This is a genomic window from Pseudomonas cannabina, from assembly GCF_900100365.1.
GTDB lineage: Bacteria > Pseudomonadota > Gammaproteobacteria > Pseudomonadales > Pseudomonadaceae > Aquipseudomonas > Aquipseudomonas cannabina.
In genome coordinates this window covers 4,416,267-4,436,676 of the sequence record NZ_FNKU01000001.1, presented here as the reverse complement: position 1 = coordinate 4,436,676, position 20,410 = coordinate 4,416,267, and the positions used below count along the sequence as shown (strand labels likewise).

The window sequence follows — 20,410 nt, the reverse complement described above, 5'->3', positions numbered from 1 at the left end:
CATGGCGGGCATACTAGGCCTGACATTTTTTCTCACAATTCCTCGGTATCGCCCACCCACATGCTCCGCGCCTTGATTGCCCTTGCTTTGATCTGCCTGCTCAATCCGGCGTTTGCCGAAGACGAGCGTGTGCAAACCCAAAAACAGATAGATGCTGCGCGTCAGGACGTGACGGAGCTGCAGCAAGCCCTGAGCAAACTTCAGGAAGAACGTGCAGGCGTCCAGAAGGATCTGCGCACCACTGAAACCGACATGGGGAAGTTGGAAAAGCAGGTCGAGGTCCTGCAAAAGGAACTAAAAAAGACCGAAGCCGAGCTGCAAAAGCTCGACAGTGAGAAAAAAAAACTCAACGCCGCTCGCGTTGAACAGCAACGCCTGATTGCCATCCAGGCTCGCGCCGCCTACCAGAGCGGTCGCCAGGAATACCTCAAACTGCTGCTCAACCAGCAGCACCCCGAGAAGTTCGCTCGCACCCTTACCTATTACGATTACCTGAGCAAGGCGCGCCTAGAGCAATTGCGCAGCTTCAATGAAACGCTGCGCCAGCTGGCCGGCGTCGAAAAAGATATCGATCAGCAACAGGCGCAATTGCTGGTGCAGAAAAGCAACCTGGAAAACCAGACCGAAGAACTGGCCAAGGTTCGCCAGGAACGCCGACAGGCGCTGGCCAGGCTGAATCAGGACTACAAGGCCCGCGATCAGAAATTGCAGGCCCGCCAGCAGGATCAGGCCGATCTGGCCAAGGTTCTCAAGACCATCGAAGAAACCCTGGCCCGTCAGGCCCGTGAAGCCGAAGAGGCTCGTCAGAAGGCGCTGGTTGCCGCTCGCGAAGCCGAAGAGAAGCGTCAGCGCGAAGCTGAGGCCGTGGCCCGCAACAACGATAGCACCAGCAGCAAGGCCGACGATGAACCAGCACCGCGTCGCCCGGTCAAAGCCCCCGGCGCAGTCGTTTCCAGTGCCGGTGTTTCTTACGGCGGACCATTTGCCGAGGCCCGGGGAAAACTTCCATGGCCCGTGAATGGTCGACTGCTTGCGCGTTTCGGTGAGGCCCGCGGTGATGACGAACGGACCAAATGGGACGGCGTCATGATCAGCGCGGCAGCCGGAAGTCAGGTGCATGCGGTGCACGGCGGACGAGTGGTGTTCGCAGACTGGTTGCGCGGTGCCGGGCTTCTGGTCATTCTCGACCATGGCAATGGCTATTTGACCCTATATGGGCACAACCAGAGCCTGCTCAAGTCGGCAGGTGACATTGTAAAAGCCGGTGAAGCGATTTCCACGGTCGGCAATAGTGGCGGTCAGGACACGGCAGCGCTGTACTTTGCTATTCGTCAGCAGGGTCGCCCGAGCGATCCGGCCCAATGGTGCCGCACTCAAGGATAAGCCGGCACCAATATCTGTAGGAGTTCGTTAGACATGCTGCATTTGTCCCGCCTCACCTCGCTGGCCCTGGCAATTGCCATCGTTATCGGCGCGCCGCTGGCGCAAGCTGCCGAAAAGACCGCGCCAGCCGCTCCTGCAGCAGCTGCGCCTGCCAATGCCAATGCAAAACCGCCGCTGCCTCTGGACGAGCTGCGTACGTTTGCCGAGGTCATGGATCGGGTCAAGGCCGCCTATGTCGAGCCAGTGGACGACAAAACGCTGCTCGAGAACGCCATCAAGGGCATGCTCAGCAATCTTGACCCGCACTCCGCCTACCTCGGCCCGGAAGATTTCCAGGAGTTGCAGGAAAGCACCAGCGGCGAGTTCGGCGGTCTGGGCATCGAAGTGGGCGTCGAAGACGGTTTCGTCAAAGTGGTTTCGCCCATCGACGACACACCGGCGTCCAAGGCTGGCATCGAGGCAGGTGACCTGATCGTGAAGATCAACGGCACGCCGACCCAAGGTCAGAACATGCAGGAAGCGGTCGACAAGATGCGCGGCAAGATCGGCGAGAAGATCACCCTGACGCTGGTGCGCGACGGCGGTACACCGTTTGATGTGACACTGGCGCGGGCGACCATTCAGGTCAAGAGCGTGAAGGCGCAGATGCTGGAGAACGGCTACGGCTATATCCGCATTACCCAGTTCCAGGTCAAGACCGGTGATGAAGTCGGCAAGGCGCTGGCCCAGTTCCGCAAGGAAAACGGCAAGAAAATGAGCGGGCTGATTCTCGACCTGCGCAACAACCCGGGTGGCGTGCTGCAATCGGCGGTGCAGGTGGCGGATCACTTCCTGACCAAAGGCCTGATCGTGTACACCAAGGGCCGCATTGCCAACTCCGAACTACGCTTCTCGGCAGACCCGGCAGACGCCAGCGAAGGCGTTCCGCTGGTGGTGTTGATCAACGGTGGCAGCGCCTCGGCATCGGAAATTGTCGCCGGTGCCCTGCAAGACCAGAAACGCGGCATCCTGATGGGCACCGACACGTTTGGTAAAGGCTCGGTGCAAACCGTGCTGCCGCTGAACAACGACCGGGCGCTGAAAATCACCACGGCGCTGTACTACACGCCGAACGGCCGTTCCATTCAGGCGCAGGGCATCAACCCGGACATCGTGGTTCGTCGGGCCAAGGTCACCAGCGAAGCAGACGGCGAGAACTATAAGGAAGCCGATCTGCTGGGCCACTTGGGCAATGGCAACGGTGGCGCGGACAAGCCGACCGTCAAAGGTGGCGCTGCGGCCAAGGCGCGTCCACAGGATGATGACTTCCAGCTCAGCCAGGCGCTCAGTCTGCTGAAGGGGCTGAGCATCACCCGCGGCAACTGACGGATGCGTTTTCTCGGTTCGTTGCTGCTGGCACTCTCGATCACTGGCGCTGCGCATGCAGCGTCAGCCGAGCATGCTGAAAAACCTGCGAAGGCCTACCTCAGCCTGATCATCGACGACCTGGGGCAAAATCCGGAGCGCGACAGCCGCACGCTGGCGTTACCGGGCCCGGTCACGCTGGCGATCATGCCCGACACCCCGCACGCCACCGATTTCGCCCGCCAGGCTCATCGCGCCGGTAAAACGGTGATGCTGCACATGCCGATGGACCCGGCGACCGGCCCTTACGCCTGGCACCCTGAACTGCCCCTGGCGGAACTGGAAAGCCGCCTCAATGCCGCGCTGCTGAAAGTGCCGTATGCCGCCGGTATCAATAACCACATGGGCAGCAGGATGACGGCCGAACCTGTGGCCATGGCCTGGCTGATGGCGGAATTGCAGCGACGTCACCTGTTTTTCGTCGACAGCCGCACCAGCGCGAAAACCGTGGCCGCCGCCGAGGCGCAACGCTCGGGTCTGGCCAGCGTCTCGCGCGATGTGTTTCTGGACGACGAGCGCACTGCCGAAGCCATCACCCGGCAATTGCAGACGGCAATCAAACTGGCCAAAAAGCAGGGTTCGGCCGCGGTCATCGGTCACCCCTACCCGGTCACGCTGGACGTGCTGGAACGCGAGCTGCCCAAGCTCAAGGCTCAAGGTGTCGAATGGATCGACCTGCGCAGCATGATCAGCGAACGCGGTAATCAGGCGAGTGCGGCGCATGGCAAGAACGGGCTGTATCGCTGATTCTGCAAGCGACAAACGCACCTATCAGTTCTGCTAGTAATCTTTTGCCAAGAGCCGACTCATACTGCGCTGAACTGGTTTGGACATGGCGGTAACAGCGCGGTAGGCAGCATCCTGTTGCACCCGTCCCCCCCCCTTTTGTTGTACCAGACGATTGTAGGCGCGAGCGCACGGTGTCTCACCCGCGATGCTTACCCTACCCGACTGTTTTTCCTGGATACAACGTATTCGGGGCAGCAAGAGGTAATGATTCAATGGGACGACTTTACGACAGTCAATGCAGGAGCAAAGGGTGCGCAAGAATTTATCTGCGGCACCGACATTTCATACCCTGAAGAGCAATCAACGCGTGCAATTTCAATTGTCGCAACCAGCATAGCGGCCATTTCAGATGATCAGGTCGAGGTTATCGTCGGCGTCAGCGGAGCGCCTGGGGCGAGAGTTGAGGCGTTCAGAGCGGACGGCATCTGGGCCTCTATCGGCTCGGTGGTCGGGGGTCAGCTTCCCTCATCCACGGTCGGTGCTTATTCAACCGCTGCAATCTGCCGCAGCAGAGCAGGCGGCGATGTCTTGGCGATTAAGGTGGGCCGATTATCAGCCAACAGGATATTTTGCGCCGGCGGGAACAGACGTTGAGCTATGGATATCGGGCAATACTGAGAACTTGACCGTGCTGGTCGGCACACAAGGCATGGCGGACCGAAACAACCCGTTCAGGCAATCCGAAAACATGCGGGAGACACCGCTATTCCGAGGAAAGAACATTATTCGAGATCCCTTGGGAGGCGCGGTTCACATCCGTAAATTAATCGGAAACACGTCCGGCGCAGCTCGGATTGTGTTTATGCGTGGGGCGATACCGATGCCCTACTATGTCAGTGGTGCCACTGCCCAACTACAATGGCTATTAATGCTGCTGCTGACAGAAGCGCCCGAAGTGGAGTTGGTGGGTGCACGCATAGTCGTTGCGGCGCTTAAAGAGACGGCGCTCAAGTTCTCGAATGTCGACGCTCAAGCGGTGATGCACTCTCATGAAGAAGTGATGCGACTGGAAGCAGAGGTCAGCGGGCTGGATGGCTCTGCCCCTATTCATACCAGGCCTGCTTTGTTGATCTATGCAGTGGAAGGTTCAGGCACTGCAAACCCCCATGCAACCACAGGTTGCATCGCCCTGCCCCACACGGACCATATCAGCCAGTATAACGAGTCCCTACTTGGGGGGCTGGCAGCCGAGCGATGGGTTACATTGCACGAATATGGCCATCATTATCAGACCTCTTACAACTCGTACGGTCCTTTTGGCGAAGTCACCGTCAATTTATATGCCCTTGCAGTCGGTCTGCACTACATAAACGAATACACATACGTCTTCCCTGATCGCTGGCCTGGCACTGTGAACTGGCTGTCATTACCACGCACCGCAAAAATATACGGCGCGCCTGAGTCGGACCCGCTAGCCATGCTTGGCCAACTTCGCAAAGGACTTGGCGAAGGCTTTATGCCTGCATGGCATCGTTACATCAGAGAAAATCCTGGCGAAAAACGAGACCTTAAATATTTCGTGCTCTCGGCGTGTATTGCGGCCAAGCGCAACCTCACGGAGTTTTTTGCCGACTGGGGTCTGCTTAAAATCAAGGACACCGAAGTGTGGGTCGCTGTGAACGCACTCGGCTTCCCCTACCCTTCACAACGCTTGAGCGCCATCCGGCCTTACGTTAACTAAGCGGGCAGTGATCGGGCAAGGTTCGGCCGCCTCTATAACGCAGCCTGAACCCTGTCCGGAAGCGAAACCGCCTGTTCTGCGTAAGCACTTTCCAAAAAAGAAGTAAGCAAAATCTGCTTTTATTGCCCATCACCGTTTCAGTCTTGATAACCCTGTCAATTCCGGCTTAAAGGATAAGGCCTCTACAACGGAGGCCAAGACACGATTATCAAGGACGATAATGATGAAGCTGCTTACAACCACCGGGGCATTCTGCGTCGTTGCACTGATGCCCTTTTCTGCGCACGCCACCGATCTGGGCGAGGGAATGCTTTCCCTTGCCCCGTCCAGAGTTTTGCTCAACGCCGATAGCTCACGCGACCACTGGAACGGTATCGGCCGCATCCAGAGCAAGGGCGGGTCGAGCTGTACCGCGTCACTGATCGACACGCGCAGCGCGGACAGCCCGCCGACGCTCCGGCCTATGTGCTCACCAGCGGCCATTGCATCAGTCGGCAGAACGGCGTGATCATCACCGACAGCGCGATTGAAGGCAGCGTCCAGTTCAACTTCTTCACTGACAGCACGGCACGCAGCTACCCGCTGAAACGCGTCAACTGGAGCAGCATGCAGGGTGTGGACCTGGCCATTGTCGAACTGCAGCCAACGCTCAAATCGCTGATCGACGACGGCATTCAGCCGCTCAAACTGGCCAGCGAGATGCCGGAGCAGGACCGCGAAATTCTATGGGTAGGAGCTCCGCTCAACAAAGACACGGGCCATCTGCGCATGGCCGCGTGTGTTCATCAGACGTCGGAGGTGATCATGGAGCAGCCTTGGGTCTGGCGTCACACGGTTCGCAATCAATGCAGGGATGTCGATACCGGGGCCTCCGGCAGCCCGCTTCTGACCCGGAAAAACAACGAGATTTATGCGGTCCTGAACCTCACCAACCAAGCCTCGTCGGCTGACGCCACTGAAGACTTCAGTGATGAAATACCCGGCTTTCCACCCATGGTCGCCGACAGTAACTATGGCAACCCTGTCACGCTGCTGAAAAAATGCTTTGGCGGCGGCACGTTGAGTACGGATCCGGCAATCTGTGACCTATTTCCAACGTTCTCGGTCGACTTTGATATGCTGGGCAGGCAGCCGGCGCGGCTTGCAAGGGTGCAACTGGATGCCGAAGGCAGAAATGTCTATCCATCCTGGGACCTGAGGTTTCTGATCGACACGCCGCTGTACCGCTACAAGAAAGTCGACTCTGCCATGCAATGCGAAGACCCGGTGGGTTACAGCCACACCATCAGCTCACAGGATGCGGCCATTGATGATCCTGTGGATAGGCAGATCGGAATCAACTGGCTGTGCATGATCGGCGTGTCTTCGGCGCAACACCTACCCACTGTCGGTCTGATGCGCAATGCACTGACACTCGCCATCGAGCTGCAACCGGCGGGACCAACGCCTGAGGCACAGGTGATTATTGGCAAAAACCGCTTTGGCGCATCAACGGTCAGTTGGTCATACGAACATCGCCTGATCGACCATTACACGGTCAAGATGGGCCCGCCGAACACTACTGACTGTGCCGACCCGCAAGGTTTCAAAACTCTGTTCCGCGATTTGACACTGCGTGCCAAGTCGCTGCCGTTGAAGATCTGCACCTATGCCCATGACATCAATGGGCAGCCCTCCGCCGTACGCGAGGATATCGTTCCCGCAGCAGGCTCAGCAGTTACTGATAGCGCGCCTTGACGGCGTCGACCCAGCCTTCGGCGCGCATTGCGTCGAGGGCTTTTTGCAAGCGATTGACGATCTCGTCGGGCGTGCTTTTGTTGATGGCCAAGTACAACTCGGCGCTGTTGAAACGCAACGCCGTCTTCAGCCCGGTGACGCCTTCCAGCTTCGCCAGATAGCGCCCTACCGGGTCACCTACCGCCCACAGATCGATCTGCCCGTTGACCAGCTTTTTAACGTTGTCCCGATCACGCAACATCAGGATCGGATTGAGCCCCATAGTGTTCAGGCGCTCGCCAATGGCGTCGCCTTTATAGGCACCCACTCTGTAATTCCGGACCTGCTCCAGCGAAGTCAGGGTGATGGGACTGTCGCCACGCGCAAGCATGATCCAGTCATAAGAACCTACCGGGCCAACCCATTTGAAAAGATTCTCGCGTTCGGGCAAACGTGTGGTGGAGAACACGCCGTAGCCGGGCTTTTCAAGGGCAAGCTTGTAAACGCGGTCCCAAGGGAAGCGCAGGGTCATGCTGTAGCCGATATTGGCGCGTTTGAACATCTCGCGCACGACTTCGGCGGAAATGCCGTCAATGTTGTTTTCCTGAGCGAAGTTCTTGCCATCGACCGCCATATTGAACGGCGGGAAATTCTCGGTCAGCAGCACCATGGAATAGGGCGGTGAGTTGCTGGCACGAGCTCCATCACTCAACAGGACGCCGACCCCGATCAGGGCAAAAAGCAGACGTTTGAACATTGTTCCGGCACTCGATCGTGGACGACGCATGCAGAGTGCCGGTAACCCGGAGCACTGTCTAGCCCGGTACTCTGCGATGTCGCATACAGACAATAAACCGTGACGAAGGGCCTGAAACGAAAACGAGCACCGCCTGTTTCAAGCTCATAGTCTGAAACAGGCGACGCTCGCTTTTTTGCAGCACGATTTAACGCACCACAATACCGCGACTGGCCATGTAAGCCTTGGCCTCGGGAACGGTGTATTCGCCAAAGTGGAAAATACTCGCCGCCAGCACGGCACTGGCGTGGCCTTCGATCACGCCGGCAGCCAGGTGCTCAAGGTTGCCGACGCCGCCCGAAGCGATCACCGGAATGCCCAGCGCATCGCTGATGGCGCGAGTAACGCCCAGGTCGAAGCCGTTTTTCATGCCGTCCTGATCCATGCTGGTCAGGAGGATTTCGCCAGCGCCCAGGTCTTCCATCTTTTTCGCCCAGAGCACCGCATCCAGCCCGGTAGGCTTGCGTCCACCGTGGGTGAAGATTTCCCAGCGCGGGGTTTCGCCGGGGCCGGAGACCTTCTTGGCATCGATAGCGACCACGATGCACTGCGAGCCGAAACGGGCAGCCGCTTCACCGACAAACTCCGGGTTGAACACGGCGGCGGTGTTGATCGAGACCTTGTCGGCGCCGGCGTTGAGCAGGTTGCGGATGTCTTGCACGGTCCGCACGCCACCGCCCACGGTCAGCGGAATGAACACCTGACTGGCCATGCGTTCGACGGTATGCAGCGTGGTGTCACGGCCATCCACGCTGGCCGTGATGTCGAGAAAAGTGATTTCGTCGGCGCCCTGCTCATCGTAACGACGCGCAATTTCAACCGGATCGCCAGCATCGCGAATGTTCTCGAACTTTACGCCCTTGACCACTCGACCGTTGTCGACGTCCAGGCAAGGAATGATGCGTTTGGCTAGGGCCACAGAGTCAGTCTCCAGCTATTCAGCGTTGTTCGCGGTCGCAGAGCGCCTGCGCTTCAGCCACATCCAGCGTGCCTTCGTAGATCGCACGGCCGGTGATTGCGCCGATGATGCCCGGAGCCTTTGCGTTCAACAGCGCCTGAATGTCACCCAGGTTATGAATGCCGCCCGACGCGATCACCGGGATCCGCGTGGCGGCCGCCAATGCTGCGGTGAACGGGATGTTGCAGCCCTGCATCATGCCGTCTTTGGCGATGTCGGTGTACACGATGGCCGACACGCCGTCGGCTTCAAAGCGCTTGGCCAGATCGATGACCTGCACGCTGCTCACCTCAGCCCAGCCGTCGGTGGCGACAAAACCGTCCTTGGCGTCCAGACCGACGATCACTTTGCCGGGGAACGCACGGCAGGCTTCGGCCACGAACTCCGGCTCTTTGACCGCCTTGGTGCCAATGATGACGTAGCTCACACCCGCCTTGACGTAGTGCTCGATGGTTTCCAGCGAACGAATGCCGCCACCGATCTGAATCGGCAGGTTCGGGTAGCGTCTGGCGATGGCCGTAACCACGTCACCGTTGACCGGCTGACCTTCGAACGCACCGTTCAGGTCAACCAGATGCAGACGGCGGCAGCCACCGTCGACCCACTTGGCAGCCATGGCTACCGGGTCATCGGAGAACACCGTGGAATCTTCCATCCGGCCCTGACGCAGACGTACGCAGGCGCCGTCCTTGAGATCGATAGCGGGGATAATCAGCATGCTTATTCCTTCGTCAAAAGAGCGGCAAGCTGCAAGCGATTAGCTGCAAATATGCGTACTCACCAATTCTTGCAGCCTGAAGCTCAACGCTTGAAGCTGCTTTATCTAATTCTTTTCGAGTGACCACAAATCACTTTCGATGCTCTCGAACCGCTCTTTGAGGTGCTGCTGAACATCGAAAATGGCGCGATTGTAGTAATGCGGGGCGATTTCGCGCGTGAACAGCTCTAGCACTTCCGCCACTTCAAATGTTCCCAATTCCAGCTCGAAGCGATCTGCAAACAGGCGCTTGAGCTTGTCAATCGCCTGCTGCTCGTGCTCGGGCGAAAGGGTCAGAATGGGTGGCTTGCCTTTGGCTTTGCTCATGCGCTTACCAGCGACCATCCCAGGCGGCGAAGTTCTGTAGCAATTGCAGACCGTGGGTGTGGCTCTTCTCCGGGTGGAACTGCACGGCGAAACGCGAACCGTCGGCCAGTGCGGCAGCGAAGTCGAGGCCGTAGTGACCACGCCCGACCACCTGACGCTGGTTGGCGGCATCGATGTAGAAGCTGTGCACGAAGTAGAAGCGCGCCAGGTCTGGAATGTCATGCCACAGCGGATGATCGACCGCCTGAGTTACCTGATTCCAGCCCATGTGCGGCACTTTCAGGTGCTCGCCTTCTTCATGCAGGTCCTTGCCGAAAAACTTCACCTGACCGGAAAACAAGCCGATGCAGTCTACGCCGCCGCTTTCTTCGCTTCTGTCGAGCAATGCCTGCATGCCGACGCAGATGCCCAGAAACGGACGATCCTGACTGACTTCCTTGACCAGCGAATCGAATTCCAGACGGCGGATTTCAGCCATGCAGTCGCGAATTGCGCCCACACCCGGAAACACCACACGGTCGGCTTCACGAATCACCTTGGCGTCACTGGTAATCAGTACACGGCCTGCGCCCACATGCTCCAGCGCCTTGGCGACCGAGTGCAGGTTGCCCATGCCGTAATCGATGACCGCAACCGTCTGCATCAGAGCACACCCTTGGTGGATGGCATCTGCCCGGCCATACGCTCATCCAGCTCGACCGCCATGCGCAGCGCACGACCGAACGCCTTGAACACGGTTTCGATCTGGTGGTGAGTGTTGGTGCCACGCAGGTTGTCGATGTGCAGTGTCACGTTCGCGTGGTTGACGAAGCCCTGAAAGAACTCCTGAAACAGGTCCACATCAAAGCCGCCAACGGTGGCGCGGGTGTACGGCACATGCATCTGCAAACCCGGGCGACCCGAGAAATCGATGACCACACGCGACAGCGCTTCGTCGAGCGGCACATAGGCGTGGCCATAACGACGAATACCCTTCTTGTCACCGATGGCCTGGCTGAACGCCTGACCCACCGTGATCCCGACGTCTTCGACGGTATGGTGATCGTCGATTGCCAGATCACCTTTGCACTCGATGTCCAGGTCGATCAACCCGTGCCGGGCGATCTGGTCGAGCATGTGCTCAAGGAAAGGCACGCCGATATCGAATCGGGCCTTTCCGGTGCCATCCAGGTTGATCGAGGCTTTGATCTGGGTTTCCAGAGTATTGCGCTCGACGTACGCCTTACGTTCGGCCATCACCAGCTCCGCAAAATCATTGGGCGAAAAAAGGCGAGCATTATAGGCTCAGAAGCGCTCGCCATGAAGCAAACAGACGACCAGCAGGGCATTTAGTGCGTGAACAGGCTCGCGATTGCGTCACACACCTTGTCGATATTCCCTTCGTTCAGACCTGCCATGCACACCCGGCCGCTGCGAAGCATATAAATACCGTGGACGTCTTTCAGCTCGTCAACCTGCTGCGGCGTCAGCCCGGTGTAGCTGAACATACCGCTTTGCCTGAGTATAAAGCTGAAATCCCGTCCGGGGACTTTCTGCGTCAGCACCGAAACCAGACGCTTGCGCATGTCGATGATACGCAAGCGCATGGCTTCGACTTCGCTCAGCCACTGATCACGCAGGTGCGGTGTGTTGAGCACATTCGACACCAGAAACGCGCCATGCGCAGGCGGGCTGGAATAGTTGCGACGCACAGTGGCTTTGAGCTGGCCGAATACGTTGGCGGCCGATGCGGTGTCTTCGCAAACCACCGACAGCCCGCCGACCCGCTCGCCATACAGTGAGAAGATTTTCGAGAACGAGTTGCTGACCAGCGTGGTGATGCCCGCGTCGGCCATCGCACGGATGGCGTAGGCGTCTTCGTCGATGCCTTTGCCGAAGCCCTGATAGGCGATATCCAGAAACGCGATGAGCTGGCGATCCTTGATCACTTCGATCAAGCGGTCCCACTGCTCGACGGACAAATCCGCGCCAGTCGGGTTGTGGCAGCACGGGTGCAGCAAAAGGATGCTTTGCGCCGGCAGACCCTGCACGGTGTCGAGCATGGCCTCGAACCTGACGCCGCCAGTCTGGGCATCGAAGTAAGGGTAGGTATTGACCTTGAAGCCCGCCCCGCCGAACAGCGCAAGGTGGTTTTCCCAGGTCGGATCACTGACCCACACTTGAGAATCAGGGAATGCATATTTAAGGAAGTCGGCACCCACCTTCAGCGCGCCCGAACCGCCCACGGTCTGGATAGTCGCCACGCGACCGGCCTGCACCAGCGGATGGTCGGCACCGAACAGCAGGGTTTGCACCGCCTGCCGGTAAGCCGCCAAGCCTTCCATCGGCAGGTACACAGAAGCAGCCTGCTCGCCTTCAGCCAATTGTTTTTGCGCTGTGGCGACGCATGCCAGCTGCGGGATACGGCCTTCAGCGTCGTAATACAGACCGATGCTCAGATTGACCTTGTCTGCACGTGAATCCTTGCCAAAGGTTTCCATGAGCGAAAGGATCGGATCACCGGCGTACGACTCCACGTGGGCTAGCATGCAAACAACTCCTTCAGGCAATAAACACAGGGGTTGCTAATGTAGCAGCGTCTGCAGGGAAACGGGCGGTGCATCGAGCCAACCGACTCATTCAACGGCAACGTGTTGAGTCTGTGGGCAAAAAAAAGCGCCTGCACCGAGGTGCAAGCGCTTTTAGCTATCTACAGGCTTTTAGTGAAACAGCACTGCGGTCTTTTGCAGGGTGATCCAGACGCCCCACGCCAGCGGGATGCCGACCGCCAGCCAGGCCGCGATGACCATCGGCTTGCTGCTGGCGGATGCTTTCCACTCCAGCGAAGTGGTGGCATTGGCGCCCTTGTCGTGGCCGATGGCTTGTTCAGCGGCCAGTTCGGCGTCAGTCATGAAGTACTTGTCGGCAACCGGACGAATCAGCAGGTTGCAGATAAAACCCAGCACCAACAGACCGGCGAGGATGTACAGGGTGATGTTGTAGGCATCGGCACGCGCAACACCATGGCTGAGTTGATACTCGCGCAGGTAGTTGACCAATACCGGACCCAGAACACCTGCCGCAGCCCACGCAGTCAGCAGACGACCGTGGATCGCGCCGACCATCTGTGTACCGAACAGGTCGGCCAGATACGCCGGAACCGTCGCGAAACCGCCACCGTACATCGACAGCACGACGCAGAATGCGGCCACGAACAGCGCGATGCTGCCCATGTGCCCGAGGGTCGGAACCGACGCGTAAAGCAGGAAGCCCAGCGCGAAGAACACGAAGTACGTTGCTTTACGACCGATGTAGTCCGAGCACGACGCCCAGAAGAATCGACCACCGATGTTGAACAGGCTCAACAGCCCCGTGAAACCGGCAGCGATTGCAGCAATGGCTTTCAGTTGATCGGCATTCAGCTCGCCGAAGGTCAGATCGTTGCCCAGCAGCTTGCCGGCGAACACTTCCTGCAACAGTGGCGAAGCCATGCCCAGGATGCCGATACCGGCCGACACGTTGAGGCACAGCACCAGCCAGACCAGACGGAACTGCGGTGTCTTCCAGGCCACGCTGACATGCACGTGACGGTTGGTGATCATCGAGTTCTTGGCCTTGGCAGCCGGAGCGGTCCAGCCTTCGGGTTTCCAGCCGGTTGGCGGAACACGGTAGCCCAAGGCGCCGCCGATCATGAAGACGAAGTAAATCACCGCCATCACCACGAAGCTCTGCCAGACGCCCACGCCTTCAGCCGAAGCGAAATGGCCCATCAGCGCAGTAGCCAGCGGTGCGCCCACCATCGCGCCGCCACCAAAGCCCATGATCGCCATGCCGGTCGCCATGCCGCGTTTGTCCGGGAACCACTTGATCAGGGTCGACACCGGGGAGATATAGCCCAACCCCAGACCGATACCGCCGATCACCCCCGAGCCCAGCCACATCAGCCAGATCTGGTGCGTGTAAATACCCAGCGCGGAAATCAGCAGACCACCACACCAGCACAGTGCCGAAACGACACCGGCCTTGCGCGGACCCGCGTGCTCCAGCCAGCCACCCCAAATGGCAGCCGAGCAACCCAGGAAGATGAAGAACAGCGTGTAGATCCAGCCCAGCATGGATATCTGCCAGTCACAGGTCGACGCGAACATCTGCGCGAAGAAACCCATGTCCGGTGTACAAGCGACAGGTGCGGTAACACCGATAGCCTTCGACAGCGGCAACCAGAACACCGAAAAGCCATAAGCCATGCCGATGCAAAGATGGATTGCCAGTGCTGCTGGTGGAACAAGCCAACGGTTGAAACCGGGCTTGGCGATAATGCGCTCTTTGGACAAGAACGCAGGCTGAACGGCTTCGCCGCCCAAGGCTGTGCTTGTGCTCATTATAATTACCCCAATGTGTGAAGCTCGCAGATGGTCCGCTGGCCCGCCACAGACTCGATGCCATGCGGCCATGTCTGTTTTATCGGCAGGGTATTCAGATACGTGACAAAAAGACGCACCTTAGCCAGCAAAAACGGAGACTACCACTGTCTGATGGCAAATAAGCATCTTGTTACAGCCTTTTTATTATCAGAATCCGCGCGTCAATCCACGCCATCTATTAGCCCATAGAGGCAACCGATTAATCACCCGATAAAACAGCGTTTCTGTTTATTCATAGCCAACAAACTTGTTATAGAAATGACGCTGTAACAAACCCGAAAGCTATATCGTGCGGCGCTGAAAAGCGCACTTTCACCTGCTGCCAATGCCGCGCAGATGATCAGAAAAATCCGCTCATCCCTGACCTTTACCCGCCAGCGGTACCGAGCATTCGAAGACGGCCGAACCCGCAAAAAAGGATTCGCTCGGCAATAACGGTATCCACAGCCCGAGACACGCGCAGGGGCGGTATACTCGTGGGCTATTTTTGAACATCGACACAAGGACTCGCCCATGAAAGCGTTCGGCAAAATCCTGGGGCTGTTTATTCTCGGGTTGTTGCTGATCATCGTGGCTCTCGGCTTTGCCCTGACCCACCTGTTTGATCCCAACGACTATAAAGACGAGATTCGACAGTTGGCCCGTGAAAAAGCCAACGTCGAGCTGACGCTCAATGGCGATATCGGCTGGAGCCTGTTCCCATGGCTCGGCCTGGAATTGCACGACACCCACGTCGCCACCCTGACGGCCCCGGACCAGCCCTTCGCCGATGTGCAGATGCTCGGCCTGTCCGTTCGAGTCCTGCCGCTGCTGCGCCGCCAGGTGCAGATGAGCGACATCCGCGTCGAAGGCCTCAACCTGACACTGCACCGTGACGAAAACGGTCATGGCAATTGGGAAGATATCGGCAAGCCGGCTGTTTCATCGACCGGAACGCCTGAAACAACCCCGCCTCCTTCGCCCGAAGCACCAAAGCCGGATCGTCCCTCGCAACCCCTCAGGCTGGACATCGACAGCCTTACCGTCAACAACGCCCGCGTGGACTACAGCGATGCCAGAAAAGGCCGCACCTTCATGGCCGAAAGCATCCAGTTGAGCACCGGCCCGATCCGCGAAGCGTCGGATATTCCGATCAAACTGACGGCTTTCCTCAGCACCAATCAGCCAGTGGTTCGCGCCAAGACCGAGCTGGTCGGCCAGTTGCGCATGGATCGTGTGCTCAAGCGCTATCAGTTCGAAGACATGCGCCTGTCCGGTGAAATCGCAGGTGAACCGTTGCAAGGCAAGACCGTGACCTTCTCGGCTCAGGGTCAGTTGCTGGTGGACCTGGCCGCCAATATCGCCGAATGGAACAGCCTGAAGTTTTCCGCCAACCAGTTGCGCGCGCTGGGCGAACTGCGTGCCCGCGATTTGGATAAAACGCCGCAAATCAGTGGCGGCCTGTCCATAGCCCAGCTCGATCTGCGCACGTTCCTGGAAAACATTGGCCATCCGCTGCCAGCCATGGCCGAAGGCGCATTAAGCAAAGTCGAGATGGTCACCCGCCTCAATGGCACGCCCACCAGCCTGGCGCTGGAAGGCCTGAGCGTGAAAGTCGACGAGAGCACCTTCACCGGTCGTATTGCCGTAGAAGATTTCACCAGACAGGCGCTGCGTGTGCAGCTCAAAGGCGACACCTTCGACGCCGACCGCTACCGCCCTGCCGAAAGCGAAGAGAGCAAAGGCGCCAAGGCTGCGCGGCAGTCAGAAGTGCAGAGTGGCGAAGCCGCTGCCGTCGCAGGTGACTCGCCGCTGCCCGAGCAACCGACCAAAGCCGCGTGGAGCACCGCTAAACTGCTGCCACTGGAGCGCTTGCGCACGCTGGACGTCGAGGCTGACCTGAGTTTCGGCAAGCTGACCCTGGAAAAACTGCCGATCAACAACGCCTCCCTCAAAACCCAGGCCAACGCTGGCGTGATCAGGCTCGATACGTTGAGCGGCGACCTTTATAACGGCAACTTCGACGTCAAAGGTAACCTGGACACTCGTCCTGATGTACCGGTGGTCAGCGTACAGACGCGCATTGCCAGAGTGCCGATCGAGCGCATTCTTGAAAGCCAGGGCCAGAATCCGCCGGTGCGCGGCATGTTGACCCTCAACAGCGACCTGTCAGGCAAAGGCAACAGTGAAAAAGCCCTGATCGATGGCCTGAACGGCACGGCCAGTTTCGCCGTCGATAATGGCGTGCTGGTCAACGCCAACCTCGAACAGCAACTGTGCAAAGGGATTTCGATCCTGAACCGCAAAACCCTCAGCGGCGAACCGCGCGCCAAGGACACGCCGTTCCAGCAGCTCAACGGTAATCTGGTGGTGCGCAACGGCGTGGCCAGCAACCCGGACCTCAAAGTGCGCACGCCGGGCATGGCCGTCAACGGCAACGGCGATGTCGATCTGCGCGTATTGGGCATGAATTACCGTGTCGGTATCATCGTCGAAGGCGACAAGAGCGACATGCCGGACCCGGCCTGCGAGATCAACCCGCGCTTTGTCGGTATCGAATGGCCGGTGCAGTGCCGTGGCCCGCTGGAACTGGGCGCCAAAGCCTGTCGCCTGGACAAGGAAGGCGTCGGCCAGATCGCTGCAAAAATGGCCGGCGACCGGATCAGCGAGAAGCTTGAGGACAAGCTGAACGAGAAACTGGGCGACAAAGTGAGTCCCGAGTTCAAGGACGCCCTCAAGGGGCTGTTCAAACGCTAGCGTACCGCTCAGGAGCGTCGATGAAGGCGCTCCGTGACGCTTCACCGCCAAAGACCTTACACCCCGACGACGAGAACCCTCCCGGCCATGCAACCTGAACAATTCTCCAGCGCCGTGCTGGACTGGTACGACCGTCATGGCCGACACGATCTGCCCTGGCAACAGGGCATCACGCCCTATCGGGTCTGGGTATCGGAAATCATGCTGCAGCAGACGCAGGTCAGCACCGTCCTGAATTACTTCGACCGCTTCATGGAAGCCTTGCCGACCGTGCAGGCGCTCGCCGAAGCCCCCGAAGACGAAGTGCTGCACCTGTGGACCGGGCTGGGCTACTACACCCGCGCCCGCAACCTGCAAAAAACCGCAAAAATCGTGGTTGCCGATCACGACGGCGAGTTTCCCCGCGACATCGAAAAACTGATCCTGCTGCCGGGCATTGGCCTCTCCACCGCCGGGGCCATTGCCAGTCTGAGCATGGGCCTGCGCGCGCCGATTCTCGATGGCAACGTCAAACGGGTGCTGGCGCGCTTCACGGCGCAGGAAGGCTACCCCGGCGAACCCAAGGTCGCCAAACAGCTGTGGGCCACCGCCGAACGCTTCACACCGTACAGCCGGGTCAACAACTATACCCAGGCGATGATGGACCTCGGCGCCACGCTCTGCACCCGCAGCAAACCCAGTTGCCTGCTCTGCCCGCTTGAACGCGGCTGTCAGGCGCACCTGCTGGGCCTGGAAACCCGCTACCCGATCCCCAAGCCACGCAAAACGGTTCCGCAGAAGCGCACACTCATGCCAATGCTTGCCAACCGCGAGGGCGCGATTCTGCTTTATCGTCGCCCCTCCAGCGGCTTGTGGGGCGGCCTGTGGAGCCTGCCGGAACTGGACGACTTCGAAGACCTGAAACATCTGGCCACCCAACACGCACTGGAACTGGGCGAGCACCATGAGCTGCCGGGCCTGATACACACCTTCAGCCATTTCCAGTTGAGCATCGAACCCTGGCTGATCGAAGTTCAGGAGTCCGCCCATCACGTGGCCGAGGCCGACTGGCTCTGGTATAACCTCGCCACCCCGCCACGCCTGGGCCTTGCCGCCCCGGTGAAAAAGCTGCTCAAACGCGCAGCCGACGTATTGAACGCAGGAGAGTCGTCATGACCCGCACCGTAATGTGCCGCAAATACAAAGAAGAACTGCCCGGCCTGGAGCGCGCCCCATACCCTGGCGCCAAAGGCGAAGACATCTTCAACCACGTTTCACAGAAAGCATGGGCCGACTGGCAGAAACACCAGACCTTGCTGATCAACGAACGTCGCCTGAACATGATGAACGCCGAAGACCGCAAATTTCTCCAGACCGAGATGGACAAGTTCCTCTCCGGCGAAGAATACGCCCAGGCCGAAGGCTACGTTCCCCCCGAAAAATAAAGCGTTTCACGCAGTGAAGGTCGTAAGCGTCGGTAATAATTCAAATTTTTGAAAAAACACGCTTGACGACCTCCTGAAAAACACGTCTAATGCGCCCCGTTGCCCAGATAGCTCAGTCGGTAGAGCAGGGGATTGAAAATCCCCGTGTCGGCGGTTCGATTCCGTCTCTGGGCACCACCTTTCGTTTTCAGGTGATGCCAAGCACACCTGAAAGCACACAAGAAGCCCGCCTCGTGCGGGCTTTTTGTTGTCTGATTTTTTGGATTACAGACGTGTCTGCACCCTGTCCGCGCAGAAGAGACCTATCGAATCAGACTACTGCACGTGTCGCCTCTTCCTGCGCTGCACGTCGGCCGCCATCCTGCTTATTCGCTTGCCTGCATTTCGCGGCGCGTGACAAGGTAGCCAAGCCTCGGCAAACCACAACCCGCTAATTTCGAAGGCTCAAAGCGCGCTGCCCCAGGCGGAAAATAATCATTATTTACGACGCAAGGACGACACCCTACTATGGTGTCACCTATAAGGATTATAGGCAGTATGAAAAACAGGCAGCCCTTATGGAGCAAGCAGCAGCTTGAGGATCTTGTTCATGTCCTGGCAAGAGACTCCTCCAAAGTCGTCTTTCGCGAGCACTGCCTGGAGCGCCTCTTTGAGCGCGGCATAACCGCCACCGAGGCCCTGAGATGCCTGCGTCGAGGAGCAATCATCCGAGGGCCTACGTACAGCGAGAAGCACGGCAACTTCGAGTTCAGGATGAGCGAGCTAGCGCCGAGGGATGTTGTCTGCATGGTAGTAGCCGTCAATCCAAGTCCTGAGCCTGACGAGCTTTTCGCAATTACGGTGTGGGAGGTATGAAAATGTACAAATATAAAGGCAGTGGACTGGACGGCATCTTCTTGAAAAATGGATATACGATCGTTGAAACGCCGTACGGCGAGGGTGTGAAGATCGAAGATATCGACGGACTTCATCGGGCGATAGCTGTGGATATCATTGGCCAGAAAACGCCAATGACCGGGCGTCAGTTTCGCTTTTTGAGAAAGGAGCAGGATCTCATTCAGGAGGAGGCTGCAGCCATTTTCCGGGTCGATGTGCAGACCATTGCCAACTGGGAAAAGCGCGAATCTCAAGAAATACCAGGACCAGCTGACGTTGCCATGAGGGCTTTTTACGCTGCCTACATCCATGCCAATTTTGGTCCGATCATCTTCGAACGAAACGCTCAACCCCACGAAGGAGCCGCGTTCGAATTGGACGGAACACAGTGGAAAGAGTCCGAGCTGAAAGTCGCTTGACCCACAGGGTGACTAGTCTCGCGGCATGTAAAGCTGCTGTTCAAAGCAACACTTGAGAAGATCACAGCAGCCTTCTGCTACTCATACCAGCCTTCCAGAACCCTGCCACCTCCATCCCATTGAACTAACTCCCCCCACTCGCCCTCGAAGCCGTACATTTGCTATCCGAAGGAAAATCACGTGCTCAAGTTTACTGCCTCTGCCCTCATCATCGCCGCCACCCTGGGTCTGGCTGCCTGCGACAGCAAGTCCGAGCAGAAAGCACAGGATGCTCAGGCTCACCAGGAAAAATCCCAAGAGAAGATGGAGTCTGCTCAGGACAAGGTGAACGAGGCTGCCAAAGAGAACACTGAAGCGGCGAAGGATAAAGCGGCGTCCAAAGAAGCTGCTGCCGAAGAGTCGAAGACCTTTGTGCCGACGTCCGAAGTGACCAACACGATTCAGCCAGAAAAAAAGTGAAAACTCTTCACAAACTTTTCACAGTCGGCACGGCATTGTAGAGCTGCTCCCAAGTGTGAATCCTTAAGCCCGCTCCCCCATCGCGGGCTTTTCTTTGTCTGCTGTTTGGCCAGATAGCCCATCTGGCAGTCAGCGCCTGCTTTCACCGCCAGGCATCCGCACAACGACTTCTCCGACAAGCTCCCATCCAAACGCATGTCCATATTTTGACGCTGAAAACGGGTCAGAATCCGTCTGTCTGTTTTGCTGTCCGACAAATTAATGTCGCCGTCATTCACGTCG

General features: G+C 58.3%; 20 protein-coding genes, 1 tRNA gene and 1 pseudogene. 13 read left to right on the top strand and 9 right to left on the bottom strand.

Going from position 1 to position 20,410, the window contains the following annotated elements; genetic code table 11:
* The first annotated feature begins 60 nt into the window (after positions 1–60).
* The 6 genes and pseudogenes from BLT55_RS21050 (at position 61) to BLT55_RS21030 (ending at position 6,994) form a co-directional block, all read left to right on the top strand.
* On the top strand, positions 61–1,383 hold the full coding sequence (locus BLT55_RS21050) for a murein hydrolase activator EnvC family protein (RefSeq protein ID WP_055000055.1): 1,323 nt from the start codon (positions 61–63) through the stop codon (positions 1,381–1,383).
* 33 nt (positions 1,384–1,416) lie between these two features.
* Positions 1,417–2,748: a S41 family peptidase gene (locus BLT55_RS21045; RefSeq protein WP_055000054.1), complete on the top strand. Its 1,332-nt coding sequence runs from the start codon at positions 1,417–1,419 to the stop codon at positions 2,746–2,748.
* Positions 2,749–2,751: 3 nt separating this feature from the next.
* Positions 2,752–3,534 carry a divergent polysaccharide deacetylase family protein gene (locus tag BLT55_RS21040; protein ID WP_055000053.1) on the top strand — a complete coding sequence of 261 codons (783 nt, stop codon included), beginning with the start codon at positions 2,752–2,754 and terminating at the stop codon, positions 3,532–3,534.
* Positions 3,535–3,780: 246 nt separating this feature from the next.
* The gene (locus BLT55_RS34035; RefSeq protein WP_223862738.1) at positions 3,781–4,170 is read left to right on the top strand and encodes a hypothetical protein; all 390 of its coding nucleotides are present in this window, start codon (positions 3,781–3,783) and stop codon (positions 4,168–4,170) included.
* Positions 4,100–5,257: a M60 family metallopeptidase gene (locus tag BLT55_RS21035; RefSeq protein WP_235810166.1), complete on the top strand. Its 1,158-nt coding sequence runs from the start codon at positions 4,100–4,102 to the stop codon at positions 5,255–5,257. The genes BLT55_RS34035 and BLT55_RS21035 overlap by 71 nt, the downstream gene beginning before the upstream one ends.
* Positions 5,258–5,480: 223 nt before the next feature.
* Positions 5,481–6,994 (top strand): annotated as a pseudogene (locus BLT55_RS21030) (trypsin-like serine peptidase).
* Here the strand turns inward: BLT55_RS21030 and BLT55_RS21025 are convergent.
* The 8 genes from BLT55_RS21025 to BLT55_RS20990 all read right to left on the bottom strand — a co-directional run bounded on the left by BLT55_RS21025 (position 6,975) and on the right by BLT55_RS20990 (position 14,172).
* Complete coding sequence (locus tag BLT55_RS21025; RefSeq protein WP_055000052.1) at positions 6,975–7,730, bottom strand: substrate-binding periplasmic protein; 756 nt, start codon at positions 7,728–7,730, stop codon at positions 6,975–6,977. The pseudogene BLT55_RS21030 and the gene BLT55_RS21025 overlap by 20 nt on opposite strands.
* A 187-nt stretch (positions 7,731–7,917) precedes the next feature.
* Entirely contained in the window at positions 7,918–8,688 is a 771-nt protein-coding gene (gene hisF, locus BLT55_RS21020) for an imidazole glycerol phosphate synthase subunit HisF (protein WP_002551458.1), read from the bottom strand.
* Between the two features lie 19 nt (positions 8,689–8,707).
* On the bottom strand, positions 8,708–9,445 hold the full coding sequence (hisA, locus tag BLT55_RS21015; protein ID WP_002551457.1) for a 1-(5-phosphoribosyl)-5-[(5-phosphoribosylamino)methylideneamino]imidazole-4-carboxamide isomerase: 738 nt from the start codon (positions 9,443–9,445) through the stop codon (positions 8,708–8,710).
* A 105-nt stretch (positions 9,446–9,550) separates the two neighbouring features.
* Positions 9,551–9,811: a DUF2164 domain-containing protein gene (locus BLT55_RS21010; RefSeq protein WP_055000071.1), complete on the bottom strand. Its 261-nt coding sequence runs from the start codon at positions 9,809–9,811 to the stop codon at positions 9,551–9,553.
* Between the two features lie 4 nt (positions 9,812–9,815).
* Complete coding sequence (gene hisH / locus BLT55_RS21005; protein WP_055000051.1) at positions 9,816–10,454, bottom strand: imidazole glycerol phosphate synthase subunit HisH; 639 nt, start codon at positions 10,452–10,454, stop codon at positions 9,816–9,818.
* Positions 10,454–11,047, bottom strand: coding sequence for an imidazoleglycerol-phosphate dehydratase HisB (gene hisB / locus BLT55_RS21000; RefSeq protein ID WP_002551454.1), 594 nt, complete (start codon positions 11,045–11,047; stop codon positions 10,454–10,456). The genes hisH and hisB overlap by 1 nt, the downstream gene beginning before the upstream one ends.
* Before the next feature lie 92 nt (positions 11,048–11,139).
* Positions 11,140–12,339, bottom strand: coding sequence for an amino acid aminotransferase (locus tag BLT55_RS20995; RefSeq protein ID WP_055000050.1), 1,200 nt, complete (start codon positions 12,337–12,339; stop codon positions 11,140–11,142).
* Between the two features lie 171 nt (positions 12,340–12,510).
* Positions 12,511–14,172: an OFA family MFS transporter gene (locus tag BLT55_RS20990; RefSeq protein WP_042914225.1), complete on the bottom strand. Its 1,662-nt coding sequence runs from the start codon at positions 14,170–14,172 to the stop codon at positions 12,511–12,513.
* A gap of 555 nt (positions 14,173–14,727) precedes the next feature.
* Between BLT55_RS20990 and BLT55_RS20980 the strand changes: the two genes are divergently transcribed.
* The 7 genes from BLT55_RS20980 to BLT55_RS20950 all read left to right on the top strand — a co-directional run bounded on the left by BLT55_RS20980 (position 14,728) and on the right by BLT55_RS20950 (position 20,128).
* A complete protein-coding gene (locus BLT55_RS20980; protein ID WP_055000049.1) occupies positions 14,728–16,950 on the top strand; it encodes an AsmA family protein in 2,223 nt (740 codons plus the stop codon).
* A gap of 87 nt (positions 16,951–17,037) precedes the next feature.
* Positions 17,038–18,105 carry an A/G-specific adenine glycosylase gene (mutY, locus tag BLT55_RS20975; RefSeq protein WP_055000048.1) on the top strand — a complete coding sequence of 356 codons (1,068 nt, stop codon included), beginning with the start codon at positions 17,038–17,040 and terminating at the stop codon, positions 18,103–18,105.
* Positions 18,102–18,374 carry an oxidative damage protection protein gene (locus BLT55_RS20970; RefSeq protein WP_002555777.1) on the top strand — a complete coding sequence of 91 codons (273 nt, stop codon included), beginning with the start codon at positions 18,102–18,104 and terminating at the stop codon, positions 18,372–18,374. Before mutY ends, BLT55_RS20970 begins: the two co-directional genes overlap by 4 nt.
* 101 nt (positions 18,375–18,475) lie before the next feature.
* Positions 18,476–18,551 (top strand) — tRNA-Phe (locus BLT55_RS20965).
* Between the two features lie 360 nt (positions 18,552–18,911).
* Positions 18,912–19,229 carry a DUF4258 domain-containing protein gene (locus BLT55_RS20960; RefSeq protein ID WP_055000047.1) on the top strand — a complete coding sequence of 106 codons (318 nt, stop codon included), beginning with the start codon at positions 18,912–18,914 and terminating at the stop codon, positions 19,227–19,229.
* On the top strand, positions 19,226–19,669 hold the full coding sequence (locus BLT55_RS20955) for a helix-turn-helix domain-containing protein (RefSeq protein WP_055000046.1): 444 nt from the start codon (positions 19,226–19,228) through the stop codon (positions 19,667–19,669). Before BLT55_RS20960 ends, BLT55_RS20955 begins: the two co-directional genes overlap by 4 nt.
* Positions 19,670–19,849: 180 nt before the next feature.
* Positions 19,850–20,128 (top strand): hypothetical protein, encoded by a 279-nt coding sequence (locus tag BLT55_RS20950; protein ID WP_004655093.1) that lies wholly within the window; start codon positions 19,850–19,852, stop codon positions 20,126–20,128.
* On the opposite strand, the gene BLT55_RS32525 is transcribed toward BLT55_RS20950, so the two are convergent.
* Complete coding sequence (locus BLT55_RS32525) at positions 20,110–20,406, bottom strand: hypothetical protein (protein ID WP_139206413.1); 297 nt, start codon at positions 20,404–20,406, stop codon at positions 20,110–20,112. The two genes, BLT55_RS20950 and BLT55_RS32525, sit on opposite strands and share 19 nt — an antisense overlap.
* Positions 20,407–20,410 lie beyond the last annotated feature (4 nt).